This is a genomic window from Gemmatimonadaceae bacterium, assembly GCA_019752115.1.
GTDB lineage: Bacteria > Gemmatimonadota > Gemmatimonadetes > Gemmatimonadales > Gemmatimonadaceae > Gemmatimonas.
Map to the genome: position 1 here is coordinate 67710 of JAIEMN010000022.1, position 13078 is coordinate 80787.

13 protein-coding genes and 2 pseudogenes are annotated in these 13078 nt (G+C 67.7%); 10 read left to right on the forward strand and 5 right to left on the reverse strand.

The annotated features are described in order from the left end of the window. Positions 1–34: 34 nt before the first annotated feature. Together K2R93_11200 and K2R93_11205 are read right to left on the reverse strand one after the other, a co-directional pair. Positions 35–268 (reverse strand): cation transporter, encoded by a 234-nt coding sequence (locus K2R93_11200; protein MBY0490398.1) that lies wholly within the window; start codon positions 266–268, stop codon positions 35–37. A gap of 111 nt (positions 269–379) precedes the next feature. Further along, positions 380–1315 (reverse strand): VOC family protein, encoded by a 936-nt coding sequence (locus K2R93_11205; GenBank protein MBY0490399.1) that lies wholly within the window; start codon positions 1313–1315, stop codon positions 380–382. 125 nt (positions 1316–1440) lie between these two features. On the opposite strand from K2R93_11205, the gene K2R93_11210 reads away from it, so the two are divergent. From K2R93_11210 to K2R93_11225, 4 genes are all read left to right on the forward strand, one after another. After that, the gene (locus K2R93_11210) at positions 1441–1902 is read left to right on the forward strand and encodes a TonB-dependent receptor plug domain-containing protein (GenBank protein MBY0490400.1); all 462 of its coding nucleotides are present in this window, start codon (positions 1441–1443) and stop codon (positions 1900–1902) included. A 102-nt stretch (positions 1903–2004) separates the two neighbouring features. Further along, positions 2005–2349 (forward strand): hypothetical protein, encoded by a 345-nt coding sequence (locus tag K2R93_11215; protein MBY0490401.1) that lies wholly within the window; start codon positions 2005–2007, stop codon positions 2347–2349. An 82-nt stretch (positions 2350–2431) separates the two neighbouring features. After that, positions 2432–3274 carry a hypothetical protein gene (locus tag K2R93_11220; GenBank protein ID MBY0490402.1) on the forward strand — a complete coding sequence of 281 codons (843 nt, stop codon included), beginning with the start codon at positions 2432–2434 and terminating at the stop codon, positions 3272–3274. Positions 3275–3276: 2 nt separating this feature from the next. Continuing rightward, entirely contained in the window at positions 3277–4524 is a 1248-nt protein-coding gene (locus tag K2R93_11225) for a hypothetical protein (GenBank protein ID MBY0490403.1), read from the forward strand. On the opposite strand, the gene K2R93_11230 is transcribed toward K2R93_11225, so the two are convergent. The 3 genes and pseudogenes from K2R93_11230 to K2R93_11240 form a co-directional block, all read right to left on the reverse strand. Next, positions 4484–5356, reverse strand: a complete 873-nt coding sequence (locus K2R93_11230) for a response regulator (GenBank protein ID MBY0490404.1) — start codon at positions 5354–5356, stop codon at positions 4484–4486. The genes K2R93_11225 and K2R93_11230 overlap by 41 nt on opposite strands. Positions 5357–5408: 52 nt before the next feature. Continuing rightward, positions 5409–5702 (reverse strand): annotated as a pseudogene (locus tag K2R93_11235) (hybrid sensor histidine kinase/response regulator). A gap of 315 nt (positions 5703–6017) precedes the next feature. Beyond that, positions 6018–6419, reverse strand: a pseudogene (locus K2R93_11240) (PAS domain-containing protein). Between the two features lie 369 nt (positions 6420–6788). On the opposite strand from K2R93_11240, the gene K2R93_11245 reads away from it, so the two are divergent. The 6 genes from K2R93_11245 (at position 6789) to K2R93_11270 (ending at position 13053) form a co-directional block, all read left to right on the forward strand. After that, positions 6789–7484, forward strand: a complete 696-nt coding sequence (locus K2R93_11245) for a PEP-CTERM sorting domain-containing protein (protein ID MBY0490405.1) — start codon at positions 6789–6791, stop codon at positions 7482–7484. 133 nt (positions 7485–7617) lie between these two features. Next, positions 7618–8715 carry a serine/threonine protein kinase gene (locus tag K2R93_11250; GenBank protein MBY0490406.1) on the forward strand — a complete coding sequence of 366 codons (1098 nt, stop codon included), beginning with the start codon at positions 7618–7620 and terminating at the stop codon, positions 8713–8715. Between the two features lie 79 nt (positions 8716–8794). After that, positions 8795–9214: a hypothetical protein gene (locus K2R93_11255; protein MBY0490407.1), complete on the forward strand. Its 420-nt coding sequence runs from the start codon at positions 8795–8797 to the stop codon at positions 9212–9214. Positions 9215–9216: 2 nt separating this feature from the next. Continuing rightward, a complete protein-coding gene (locus K2R93_11260; GenBank protein MBY0490408.1) occupies positions 9217–10128 on the forward strand; it encodes a DUF2911 domain-containing protein in 912 nt (303 codons plus the stop codon). 179 nt (positions 10129–10307) lie between these two features. Then, on the forward strand, positions 10308–10811 hold the full coding sequence (locus K2R93_11265) for a (2Fe-2S)-binding protein (protein ID MBY0490409.1): 504 nt from the start codon (positions 10308–10310) through the stop codon (positions 10809–10811). A gap of 4 nt (positions 10812–10815) precedes the next feature. After that, positions 10816–13053: a molybdopterin-dependent oxidoreductase gene (locus K2R93_11270; protein MBY0490410.1), complete on the forward strand. Its 2238-nt coding sequence runs from the start codon at positions 10816–10818 to the stop codon at positions 13051–13053. Positions 13054–13078 lie beyond the last annotated feature (25 nt).

Sequence of the window (13078 nt, forward strand, 5' to 3'; positions counted from 1 at the left end):
TCTCGCGCGTCGCGCCGAGACGCAACGCCGGGCGTTACGCGATGACGCGGCTCTTGGAGGACGAGGTGGAGAGCACCTTGTAGCCCTCCGCTTCCACCAGCGACGCGATCTGCGCCGGCGTGATCTTCGCGGGATCGTACTGCAGCGTCGCGCTGCCCACCGCGACGTTCTCGACGGTCACCCCGTCGGCCGCCTTGAGCGCCTCGTCGACCGCGCGGACACAGTGGCCGCACGACATGCCGCCAAGCGTGAGCGTAAGATTTTCCATGGGAGCCTCCGTTCAGATAGGGAGTGGGGGTATCAAGCCTGAACGAATAGTATACCCCATCCCCCTATCTCGCAAGTCCGGGAAAGAGGGCCCTATGGAAAAACGCCGAGGTTAGCGGGACGCCAACGTCGGAACGGCCACCCGGAGCCCGGTTCCCCACGGGTCGCGCCACAGCGCGCCGTCCGCGCCAAACCCTGCCGACTCCAGGCTTGCCCGCACCGCGGCCACGTCCGCGGCCGTCGGCAGCACGACCGTCCAGTGATCGAGCCGGGCATCAGTCTCGCTGGGCGCGGGGGCGCCTTGCGCCCAGGTGTTGGTGCCGAGGTGATGGTGATAGCCACCGGCCGCAAGGAAGAGCGCCCCGGGATAGCGCCAGACCATCTTGTCGAAGCCGAACGCGGCATGATAGAACCGCTCGGCGAGCGCGATGTCGCCGACGTGGAGATGCAGATGGCCCATCACCGTGCCGGCGGGCATACCGCTCCACGGTTCGCCCTGGGCAGCCGCGAGCACCCCCTGAACGTCGAGGGGGTCGGTGGCCATCATGAGTTCCCTGGCCATGCGCTGCCAGTCGGAACGCGCACGGTCGCGGTACACCTCAATCCCCAGGCCGTCGGGGTCCTGCAGATAGAGCGCCTCGGACACGAGGTGATCACTGGAGCCCGCGCGCGCACCAAGCGCCGCCAGATGCTGTACGAACTTCCCGAGTTCGGCGCGACTGGGGAGCAGAATGGCGAAGTGATACAGCCCCAAGCGCGAACCGGGGCGAATGGGGCGCGTGCCGGGCCGACGCTCGAGGATGACCAGTGGGGTGCCGTCCGCCGCGCCAAGAGTCACCAGATCGCCGGCGCGTGCGAGTTCCCGCAGCCCAAGCACCACCTGGTACCAGTTGAGCGAGCGGTCGAGGTTCGAGACCTGCAGATGCACCGGTCCGAGGCGCAACGCCTGCGGAAGTCGGTAGCCGGGGGGCGCTTCGCCATACGTTCCGGGGAGCGCGGGCTGCGCGGTGTCGGCGCGGCCGAACATGTCGGACTTGGAGACGCTCATGAAATCAATTTGTATGGTTTAACAATGGTTGTCAAGCTAAGCTTCTGGAACATCATGACGAGCGACGCCGTCTTTCATCAGAGGACCTCGTGGTGGTCCGCCGCCCCCGCCCGACTGGAGGTCGCATGCCGTTCCGCACATCGCGTCCATCAACGGCGAGACCTGCTCGCTGGTCGCACATGCTGCTGCTCGCGGCCGCCGGCGCGTGCGGGCATGTCCCGTACGACCCGGATCCCGAGCCGTCCGGCAAGACCGCCGGCGCCAGCCAGACCCTCACCGAAAAGGATTTCGGGAGCCAGCGTGTCACGCGGGTCGAGGAGCTGTTCGCCGGTCGCTTTCCGGGCGTCGAGGTCTTCAATGCGCCGGGCGGGATTCAGGTCCGCATCCGTGGCCAGACCACGCTGCATGGCGCGAGTGAACCCCTCTATGTAGTGGATGGCACACCACTGGCGAGTGGCACCGGAGGCTTGTTGGCGATCAACCCGCGCGATGTCGCCCGCATCGAAGTGTTGAAGGATGCCGTCTCGACCGCCGAGTACGGCCTCCGCGGCGCCAACGGGGTGATCCGCGTGACGACCAAGCGGTAAATCGACCCATGGGCAATCCCGGCGGCGCCGCTTAGGTTGCGCCGCACGCGCGTTCGCTTCGCTCTCCTCCGTCGGCTCGGCGCCATCCTTTGCGGCGTGCTCATGATGCACACGTCATGGATGGCGGCATCGGCGTCGTGTGAGCGGACGGTCCAGCCGGCGGGCGTCTCACTCGCTGACGTGCCCGTGCCCGACGCGCATGCGCACCACCACGCGCCTCAGCAGACGTATGAGCAGGCGCGATCCACCGAGACACCGGCGCCGCAGCACCACACGCCGAGTGCGAGCTGCCCGATGGCCATGGCGTGCTCGATGAACGTGATCACGTCCGCGTTGCCCACGATCGAAGTCGTGACGGTCGGCCACGCGACCACGTTGCCAACGTTTGTCGCCGACGCGCCGCATTGGGCGCTGGTCGCGCCGGAGCCGCCGCCACCGAGAGGCTGACACCGCCCTGGTGTCCTGCCGGCATCGCGCCGGCCTCCTGTCTCTCGTGTCGTTCGCCGTGCGATCTCACGGCGGTGGAATCATGCCATCCCGAATCACGGTGGCGCTGGGCGCATGCGCGCTTGGCACACTCCTCCTTGCGGGCGCCCCACGCGTGGGGTTTGCCCAAACCGACTATTACAACACCGACGCCGGTCGCCCGATACGCGTCGAGGATGCGTACGCGATCGAGCGACGTGCGCTCGAACTGCAGGTCGCGCCGCTGCGCCTGGAGCGTCCGCGCGCCGGCGCGTATCGCTGGGGGCTCGAGCCCGAACTCGCCCTCGGGCTGCTTCCGCGAACGCAACTCGAGATCGGTCTGCCGCTGGTGCACGCCGAATCGCGCGCGGGCACGCGCATCAGTGCGCTCGGCGGACTCGATGTCCGTGCGCTCTATAACCTGAACGCCGAAACGCAGTGGCCGGCGCTGGCCATCGCCGGTGAGGTCGTGCTCCCGGTGGGCGGACTCGCGCCGGCACGCGCCATTCCGAGTCTCAAGGCGATTGCCACCCGAACGTGGCCGTGGGCGCGCCTGCACGCCAATGCGCAGATCACCTTCGCCAACGCCAGCGACGTCGCGCCGCTGACCAACGTCACCACGCACGCGCCCGCCAACGCCGAGTTTACCCGGTGGATGGGCGGGCTCGCCATCGACCACACGCTCGCGCTGCACTCGGCGCTGCTCACCGCCGAGCTAGTGGCCAGCCAGCCGTTGGAGCGCCTCGCGGCCACGCGCTGGGATGCCGCCAGCGGCGTCCGCTATCAGCTGAGCCCCCGTATCGCGTTCGATGCGGGCGCCGGCTATCGCTTGCGCGGTGATGATCCCGGCTGGTTTCTGACCAGCGGCGCGGCTATCGCGGTTGGCCTTCCCCGCGGAGGACGTTGATCATGGCACCAATGCATCGACTGCACCGCGCCATCGGCCTTGGCGTGGGCCTCGCGGCGGCCCTGCACGGGACTGCCGGCACGCTCTCGGCCCAGTGGTCCACGACGTACGAGCAGTTCTACCTGCCGGCGTCGCACAACTGGCAGTTCCGCACCCACTACGCCAGCGCCGACCGTCTGTTCAACGCGTTCGACTTTGGCCATGCGATTCTGTACGAAACGCTCTGGGGCAAGCCGCGCGCGCCGGTGAGCGAACTGGAGCAGCGCCGCTACGATCAGCTCACGCGACGCATTCTGCTCAATCCGCCTCGCCTGCCGCTCGAAGAGGCAGCGATCGAGCCGCGCTATGCACGGTTGGCGCCGGAGGCGAAGGTGATGTTCGACTGGGCGCACCTGCTCCATCGGCAGCTGTACGATGTCCTCGCCGATGAGCGACTTACGTGGGCGGCGCGGGACGCCGAGGTCGCGCGCCTGATCCGCTACTATCGCTCGCGTCCGGATCTCGCCTTCAGCAGCAAGCCCAAGACGATGCGCCTGATGCAGGAGCAGCCATATTCGCTCGCCTTCCGCAGGACGTATCCCAAGTTCAACGGGCTGATCTGGGCGTATCACTGGCTGCAGATGGGGCTCTACGAACCGCTGATGCGCGGCCAGAGCCCTGTCGACAAGCAAGCGATGATCCGGGCCACGGTCGCGCGCTTCTTCCAGATGCTCACCGACGCGCCGAACACGCTCCCGCATCAGATGCCCATGACGGTGGCCGTTGCGCCGCGCTTCGCGGAACGGTACCCCGAGGCGTCGATCATTTTCGACAACTTGCACTCGATGCACGATGTGGTGTCCGACATCCTCGCGAATCCGGCGGTGCCGCGCGACCGCAAGCGCGCCGAGATTCTCAAGGCGGCGCGGGCGTATCGCGACGACACCACCGAGGTGATGAGCGTGGCGGCGTGGCGCACCATGTCGGTGCAGATGGGGATCGAGAACATGGGTGGCCCGGCGGTGGGGTTCCTCCCCGACCTCCCGCAGCCGACCGTCACCGCCGGTGCCGTCATGCAGCACGACCCGATAACCGGGGCGATGACCGGGTTTGCCAGCGGCGCGTCCGTGGGCGGCGGGATGGACCACAGCCATCATCACATGCCTGAGGCGCCGGCGGCGCCGATGACCATGCTGAGCCAGCCGGTGCTCGACGCGCTGCAGGCGCTCTTCAGGGCGCTTGCCCGCGCACTGCCGCCAGCGCTTCTCTGAGCCGCGCACTGGTGAAGGGCTTGTCGAGGAACTGATCGAACGCGGTCGCCTCGGCGAGCCCTTCGTCGGCATAGCCCGACGCAAACACGATCGGAAACGTCGGCGTGTGCGCCCGCACCGCCTTCGCGAACTCCGGCCCGCTCATGCGCGGCATCCGGATGTCGGTGACGATCACGTCGATCTCCTCACGGTGCTCGCGCCAGGTCGCGAGTGCTTCCGCACCATCACCGGCCTCGACCACGCGAAAGCCGAGGACTTGGAGCATCCGTCGGATCGCGGTGCGCACGGCCGGCTCGTCTTCGGCGAGCAGGGCGGTGCCCTGCGGCTCCGCAATCGCCGGTTGTGATCCCGACATGCGCCGCGGCGCCATCTCGATCTGCTCGGGGAAGCGGAGCCGGACCGTGGTCCCCATGCCGAGTTGGGAGGTGAGCTCCACGGCCCCACCGAGCTGCTGCATGATGCCATGCACCGTGGAGAGCCCGAGGCCATGGGCGCTGCCGACCGGCTTGGTGGTGAAGAACGGTTCGAAGGCCCGCGCGAGCACCGCGGGGCTCATGCCACTCCCGGTGTCGGACACCTCGAGTTCGACGCAGGGCCCGAGCGTGAGTCCCGGCCACTCCGTCTGTTCTTCCGGCTGGTGCACCACGTGCCGCGTGGTGATGGTGATCGAGGGTGCCTGTGCCGCCGGCACCGCCAGACACGCATCCCGTGCATTGAAGATGAGCGCGAGGAGCACCTGTCCGATGAGTCCGGCGTCGCCCTGAATCGTGGGATCCTCGGTCGCGAGCGTGACCTCCACCGGCACCCGGTCGCCCACGACCCGCCGCAGCATGGGGGTGATGCGACGCAGCAGTTCGTTCAGGTGGAGCGCGGATCTGGAACGTTTGCCGCTTGCTGAAGGCGAGCAGCTGGGCCACGAGCGCGCGCGCCTGCGCCGCCGCGATCTCGATGTCATTGAGATCGTGATCCAGCTCGCCCGGCGCCTGCTTATGCTGGCGCGCGAACTCCACCGCGCCGATGAGCACCGTGAGCAGGTTGTTGAAGTCATGGGCAATGCCACCGGCGAGTTGCCCCATCGCCTCCAGCTTGCTCGCCTCCTGCGCCGCCGCCTCGAGCCGCACCCGTTCGGTCTCATCGCGGGCAATCACCAGCCGCGCCGGCCGGCCTTCCCACTCCATGTCGCTGGCCACGACATGCACGATCCGGATGGCGCCATCCTTCGTGCAGTGCCGCACGCGGGCGTCGGTCCGCGGCTGCTCCACATACCGGTGCTCGAGAAACGCGGCCCGATCTTCGGCCGGGCGAATGTCCAGCGCCGTGAGCTGCAGGAACTCGTCGCGCGTCCAGCCATACGCCGCCACCGCCGCTTCGTTGACCTCCAGGATCCGCAACGATTCGCGCTCGAGCACCAGCATCGGGACCGGATTCTTGTCGAAGAGCAAGGCGAACTGCTCGGCATGATAGACGCGCAGCTCGCGTTGCACGTCGGCGTCCTGCTGCCGCTGACGCCGCTCTGTGGCGTCCATGACGATGCCGGCCGCGCGCACCGGCGTATCGCCATCGAACTCGATCCGCCCGCGGGCCTCGATCCAGCGCTGCTGCCCGTCCACCGGTCGGTTGATGCGGTACTCGACGCTGTATTCGTGTCGCGTGCGCAGCGCCTCGTCGAACACGGCCTCCACATGGGCGCGATCGTCCGGATGCAGCAGCCAGAGGAAGAACTCGGGGGTGATCCGCGCGGTGTCGCTCACCCCAAACAACACGCGGTGCCCGTGATCCCACGACATCCGCTGCGTGCGCAGGTCCCACTCCCACGTGCCGGCGGACTCGAGCTTCAAGACCCGTCGGAGGCGCGCGAGCTCGCGATCAGGCGAGAGACCAGACGTCATGGTCATTTCCCGGAGGAAGCCCCTGGGGAGGTGCGGGTGGGAACAGGTCAATCATGCCATCGCGGCGGGCTCGGGGGTGTCGGGCTTTCCCTGCTCATTCCGGCGAATGCATGCACCGACCCGTCATGCGGTGACGCACGGGGACTACGCTGCCGCCGACGCATTGCTGCCGTGCACGAATCACGTGCGGCGCGCGCGCCGAACATGAACACGCGCTCACGCAACACCGCATGACGTGGTGCATGCATCACCATGCACCGGCGTTTGGTCGCCATCACCTGCGGCGCTAGAGGCGGCGCATCGCTTGCAACGTCGGGAGAGATACCTGCCGTGCGGACGCCGGTCCGCGTTCCTCCCCCGTTGCTGGAGTTTCCCATGCAGTACCGTCTTTCCTCGTTCGCCGCACTCGCGGCGTGCATCGTGCTCCCGCTGCGCGCGGAAGCGCAGCTCACGCTGCTTGGACAGTCAGCCGCCACCGGCGGCGGACTCGGCGCCGTCGCCACCGTGCTCACGCTGCAGAGCTCGGGCAATACCACCAGCGAAAGCGGCTGCGTGGCGCCCGATGGCACAGCCACCTGCGGTTTTGCGAACGTCGGTGTCGGGACCGGCGCCAGTCAGACGCAAATTCAGCCCGTCTCGGCGTTTCCCGGCCTCACCGGCAGCAACTTCCGTCTCTTCCTCAACGCGGTCGAGCCGGGCAACGACAACACGATCACGGTGAACAACCTCGTCGTGCGTCTGTACAGCAGCGCGGGGGCCCAGGTGTTCAGCAGCCAGAACCTGCCCAGCCCGATCACCCTGACCAACACCCTCAGCGGTGTTGGCAACTTCGGCTTCTTGTTCGGGCTGAGCGGCCCCGATGCGGCCGCGTTTCAGACCGCGCTGACCGCCAGTCCGGCCGCGTCGATCGGCGTGGGGGCAAACATCACCAACGCGTCGGGTGGCCCGGAAACGACGAGCATCGGCGTCGGCCCGGGGGTCACCAGCGTGGTCCCGGAGCCGTCGACGTACCTGCTGATGGCGTCGGGGCTGGGCGGGCTCCTGCTGCTGCGCCGTAAGCGCATGGCCTGAATGGGGTTCCGGTGACGTACGTCACCGCGTAGTGCGATACGTCACATGGATGATCCAAGGGGCGCCGACTTTCGGCGCCCCTTCACCGTTTCAGCCATGGAAGCAGTCCCGACCATTGGCTACCTTTTTCCCAATGTCCGCCTCGCCACCGACCTTCGATCTGCGAGAGCAACTGCAGCGCCATCTGGGGGAGACCTTCCTCCTCGATCGCGAGCTGCGCGGAGGCGGCAGCGCCCGGGTCTTTCTGGCGACGGAGATCGCCCTCGAGCGGCGCGTCGTGCTCAAGGTGCTCCCCCCCGATGTGTCACGGGGCGTCGACGCCGAACGGTTCCGGCGCGAGATCCTGTTCGTGGCGCGGCTCCAGCATCCGCATCTCGTGCCGCTGCTCAACGCCGGGACGGTGACGCTCGACAACCGCGGTGAACTCCGGTGGTTCAGCATGCCCTTCGTGGAAGGGCAGTCGGTGCGCGACCTGCTGCAGCGCGAAGCCCTCGCCATGAGCGACGTGCTGCGCCTGCTGCGCGAGCTCGCCTCGGCGTTGGCGTACGCGCACAGTCGCGGCATCGTGCATCGGGACATCAAGCCCGAAAACATGTTGTTGAGCGACGGCGTCTCCATGATCGCCGACTTTGGCGTCGCAAAGGCGCTCGACAATGCGGCCACGATTGGCCCTGATGGGAAGCGCGTCACCACGACGAGCACCGTCCTCGGGACTCCAGCCTACATGGCGCCCGAGCAGATCGTGTCGGCCACGGTCGTCGATCATCGGGCAGACATCTACGCGTTCGGCTGCGTGGCGTACGAGCTCTTCACCGGTGCGCCGCCGCTGTTGCGCGATTCCTTGCGCGCGACCCTCGCCGCGCAGGTCTCCGATGCCCCGGTGCCGATTCTCGAGAAGCGCCCGGAACTCGCGCCCTCGCTGGCCGAGGTCATCATGCGCTGCCTCGAAAAGGATCCGAATCGGCGGCTGGCCTCGGCGTCCACCATCGTGAAGACGCTCGACGAGCTCACGCAGACCGCGCACATCAGCGGCGCCTTCACGGCCGTCCGGCCGGCGGCGGCACCGCCGCTCGAAACGCCTGCGCCCCCTGCTCCGGCGGCGCCCCCGGCGCCGACCCCACCCGACACGCCGGTGCACTCCACCGCACGCTCGGGGCTCACCGTGCTCGGCCTCGCCTTCGCCGCCATCGCGACGATTGCCGCGGTGACCTGGTTCCTCAATCGCGGCTGAATCGTCCGCGGCTTGCGAGCGAACGGGACGCGGCGGACATTCCCCTCGGCCCCGACCGTGGAGTGTGTTGATGAACCCAATGGCAATCAGTCGCCGCCGAGCGCTGCTCACGGCGGCGGCCTCGCTGCTGGCCGGTGTCTTTCCGTGGCGACGCGTGCAGGCGCAGCAGGCCGGGGCGCCGTTCCATCCAACGCCGCGCAAGGGAATCACCGCGGCCAAAGTGCTCACCGCGGCGGAGCTCACGAAATCTCCGGGGCTGATCGCGCTCTTCGATGGGATTCGCGAGATCCCCCACATCGTGGACGGCATCGGCTGTCATTGCGGCTGTGCGCTGCTGGTGGAGACGCACTACTCCCTCCTCAGCTGCTACGAGACCGAGAACGCGATGGCCAAGATCTGCCCCATCTGTCAGGGCGAGGGGCGCGTCGCGGTCCGCCTCGCCAAGGCCGGCAAGACCCTCGACGAGATCCGCGAAGCCATCGACGCCCAATTCGGATGATCATGCACCTGCCTGGCCGTACCACCCTGCAGGCGCTGATGGTCAGCGTCGCGCTCAGCACCCCGCTCACGTCGAGCGACGCCCAGATTCGCGCGAGCGAACTGCAATCGATCGCCCAGACCGTGGACGGCACCACGCTGCGGGTCACGTACTCGCGCCCGCGGCTGCGCGGACGCACCGTCGTCTTCGGCACCAAGGCGGTGCAGTGGGGCGAGGTGTGGACGCCCGGTGCCAACTACGCCACGGTGCTGGACGTCGACCGGGATGTCACCATGGGTGGCGTCGCCGTCCCCAAGGGCAAGTACGGCATCTGGATGATCGTCTCGCGCGACTCCACCTGGACGATGCTGCTCGATCCGAAATGGAAGCAGTTTCACACCGAGCATCCCAAGCCCAACGACACCCAGCTGCGTGTGCCGGTGCGCGCGAACCCGCGCGCCGCCACGACCGAGGAGGTGCTGACCTTCTCGTTTCCGTCGGTCAGCGCCCGCGGTGGGACGCTGGCGATGCAATGGGCGCGGATGCGGCTGACCGTCCCCTTTCAGGTCACGCCCACGCTTTCGGAGAAGCTACCGGAAGCGGAGGCGCGACCGTATGTCGGCACCTATGTGCTCGATTCGCTGGGCAAGGCGATGGGCAAGCTCATCGTCACCTACGCCGACGGCGGACTCAAGGCCCGCTTCGACCCGAACGATGGGTACTTCAACACCTTCGCGCTCATGCGAACGGGGCGGAACCTGTTCACGGTGGGGCTGTTCGAAGCGGCTGAGGTGTACGCCGGCGGCGAGATCTATGAGGTGCTCAAGCCGGACCTGCAGCTCACCTTCACCCTGAGCGGCGGCAGCGTGACCCTGGAGATGCGCGACGACAATGACGCGCTGTGGTTCAGCGGAAAACGGGCGCCCGAGCGCTAAACGCCCCGCCCCAGAACCGGCCGACGCCCCGTTTCTGACCTCCGGGCCCCGATCCCGCCTCGGACGTCCGGTTCCCTCTGACGTCCGAGCCCCTCCCCCCTCCCATGGCGGTCCCGCCCGCCCCGGGCGAACTTTCGCAGGTTGCAGGTTTCCCTCCTCATCCCGCCGATATCCCGTCCATGCCGATCACGCTCAAGGTCAACGGCAAGTCCCGCACGGTGGACGTTCCGCCCGAGATGCCCCTGCTGTGGGTGCTCCGCGATGAACTCGATCTCAAAGGCACGAAGTTCGGCTGCGGCGTCTCGCGCTGTGGCGCGTGCACGGTGCACGTGAACGGCGTCGCCCAGCGCACCTGCACCATGCCGGTATCGCGCGCGGCGGGTGCCGAGGTCACGACCATCGAGGGGCTCTCGCCCGATGGCGCGCATGCGGTGCAGCAGGCGTGGGAGGAGCTCGATGTGCCGCAGTGCGGCTACTGTCAGGCCGGCCAGATGATGGCGGCGGCCTCGCTCCTGGCGAAGACGCCGAACCCCACCGATGCGCAGATCGACGACGCGCTGAACACCAACCTCTGCCGCTGCGCGACGTATCTGCGCATCCGCGCCGCTGTCCATCGCGCCGCCGAGATCAAGGCTGGCGGGGCCGCGGTGCCGGCGAGCGGCAAGTCGGGCAAGGAGGATTGAGGCCATGACCATGACCGACAACACGCTGCCCGGCGTCAATCGCCGCGACTTCCTCAAGGTCACCGCGCTCGCCGGCGGCGGCATCCTGCTCGCGAGCTACGCCGAACCGCTCGAGGCCATTGAACGCCTGGGCACCGCGGCGGCCGACCCGATGCTGAGCGCGTACATCCGCATCACCGCCGACAACATCGTCACGATCACCGCCAAGAATCCGGAGATCGGCCAGGGCATCAAGACGATGCTGCCGATGCTGATCGCCGAAGAGCTGGATGTGGACTGGAAGAACGTCCGCATCGAGCAGGCAGACTTTGATCCGACCAAGTATCAGGCGCAGATCGCCGGTGGCTCCACCGCGACGCCCACCAACTGGTTGCCGATGCGCCGCGCCGGTGCGGCCGGGCGCCAGATGCTGCTCGCCGCGGCCGCGCAGCAGTGGAACGTGCCGGTGAGTGAGCTCACGACGGAGCCCGGCGTGGTGGTGCATGCCGCGAGCAAGAAGCGCGCGACGTACGGTTCGCTCGCCGCAGCCGCGGCCGCCGTGCCGGCCCCGGATCTCAACACCGTGCCGCTCAAGGATGCGAAGAACTTCCGCATCATCGGTACGCGGCAGAAGACGTACGACCTCAAGGGCATCCTCACCGGCAAGCCGATGTTCGGCATCGACGTGGTCGTGCCGGGGATGCACTACGCCGCATTCGTGAAGTCGCCGGTGTACGCGGCCAAGGTGAAGAGCGCCAACCTCGACGTCGTGAAGGCACAGCCGGGCGTGACGCATGCGTTCGTTGTGGACGGTGGCACTGCGCTGACCGGCCTCATGCCGGGCGTGGCCATCATCGGCAAGAACTGGTGGATGGTGCAGCAGGCGCGCAAGAAACTGGTGGTGGAGTGGGCGGAGCATCCCACCGCGCAGCAGTCGAGCGCCGGCATGGCCGCCAAGGCCGCCGAGCTGTTCACGCAGGCGCCGCATCGGACCATGCGCAAGGACGGCGACTTCGCCACGGCCATCAAGGGCGCGGCCAAGACGATCAAGGCCGAGTACAGCTATCCGTTCATTGCCCACGCGCCGCTCGAGCCGCAGAACTGCACGGCCCAGATGGTCGGCGACAAGCTCGAGATCTGGTCCAACTCCCAGACGCCGCAGGCGGGTCGCACGCTCGTCGCGAACACGCTGGGCATCAAGGAAGACCAGATCACGCTGCACATGACGCGCGCCGGTGGTGGCTTTGGGCGTCGCCTGAACAACGACTACATGGTCGAAGCGGCGTGGATCGCACGCGAAGCCAAGGTGCCGGTGAAGCTCCTCTGGACGCGTGAAGACGACATCCAGCACGACTTCTATCGCCCCGGTGGCTATCACCAGTTCACCGCCGGCATCGATGCCAACGGCAAGCTGATCGCCTTCCGCAATCACAGCGTCACCTTTGGCGAAGGCGAGCGTTTCGCGCCGAGCGCCGATATCGGCCCGGGCGAGTACCCCGCGCGCTTCGTGCCGCACTTCCAGATGGACGTGTCGCTGATGCCGCTGGGTGTGCCGACGGGCGCGCTTCGGGCGCCCCGCTCGAACGCGCTGTCGTTCGTGTTCCAGGGCTTCATCGACGAAGTGGCGGAAGCCGCGGGTCAGGATCCGCTGCAGTACCGGATCGATATGCTCAAGGCGCCGGTGCCGGACGCGCAGCTGCAGCAGTTCACGCCGCAGCAGCAGGCGGGCTTCATGGACGCGCAGCGGGTGATTGGCGTGCTTGAGATGGCGCGCGACGTGTCCGGATGGAACAACCGGAAGAGCCTGCCGAAGGGGACCGGCATGGGCGTGGCATTCTACTACTCGCACCGCGGGTACTTCGCCGAGGTGGTGCAGGCCACGGTGAGCAAGGCTGGTGAGCTCAAGGTCGACAAGGTGTGGGTGGTCGGCGATGTCGGCAGCGACATCATCAATCCCAACCATGCCGAGTCGCAGTCGCAGGGCGCGGCGCTCGACGCCCTCGCGCAGGCGCTCGGTCAGGAGATCACCTTCACCGGTGGCCGCGCCGATCAGTCGAACTTCAACAACTTCCCGCTGCTGCGCCTCAAGCAGGCGCCGCCGGTCGTGGAAGTGCACTGGAAGAAGACCACCTTCCCGCCCACGGGTATCGGTGAGCCCGCCATGCCGCCGTTCATTCCGGCGCTGATGGGCGCGATCCACATGGCCACCGGCAAGCGCGTTCGCCAGATTCCGCTGACCAAGGTGGACCTCAAGTGGGCGTAAGCGTTCGCTAACCTCCAGTCGCTCC

Coding starts and splice junctions, on each gene's coding strand:
- K2R93_11220 (MBY0490402.1), top strand. CDS start 2,432: ATGCCATCCCGAATCACGGTGGCGCTGGGCGCATGCGCGCTTGGCACA.
- K2R93_11205 (MBY0490399.1), bottom strand. CDS start 1,315: ATGAGCGTCTCCAAGTCCGACATGTTCGGCCGCGCCGACACCGCGCAG.
- K2R93_11200 (MBY0490398.1), bottom strand. CDS start 268: ATGGAAAATCTTACGCTCACGCTTGGCGGCATGTCGTGCGGCCACTGT.
- K2R93_11260 (MBY0490408.1), top strand. CDS start 9,217: ATGCACCTGCCTGGCCGTACCACCCTGCAGGCGCTGATGGTCAGCGTC.
- K2R93_11250 (MBY0490406.1), top strand. CDS start 7,618: ATGTCCGCCTCGCCACCGACCTTCGATCTGCGAGAGCAACTGCAGCGC.
- K2R93_11210 (MBY0490400.1), top strand. CDS start 1,441: ATGCCGTTCCGCACATCGCGTCCATCAACGGCGAGACCTGCTCGCTGG.
- K2R93_11215 (MBY0490401.1), top strand. CDS start 2,005: ATGATGCACACGTCATGGATGGCGGCATCGGCGTCGTGTGAGCGGACG.
- K2R93_11225 (MBY0490403.1), top strand. CDS start 3,277: ATGGCACCAATGCATCGACTGCACCGCGCCATCGGCCTTGGCGTGGGC.
- K2R93_11245 (MBY0490405.1), top strand. CDS start 6,789: ATGCAGTACCGTCTTTCCTCGTTCGCCGCACTCGCGGCGTGCATCGTG.
- K2R93_11270 (MBY0490410.1), top strand. CDS start 10,816: ATGACCATGACCGACAACACGCTGCCCGGCGTCAATCGCCGCGACTTC.
- K2R93_11255 (MBY0490407.1), top strand. CDS start 8,795: ATGGCAATCAGTCGCCGCCGAGCGCTGCTCACGGCGGCGGCCTCGCTG.
- K2R93_11230 (MBY0490404.1), bottom strand. CDS start 5,356: ATGCTGCGGCGGGTCGTGGGCGACCGGGTGCCGGTGGAGGTCACGCTC.
- K2R93_11265 (MBY0490409.1), top strand. CDS start 10,308: ATGCCGATCACGCTCAAGGTCAACGGCAAGTCCCGCACGGTGGACGTT.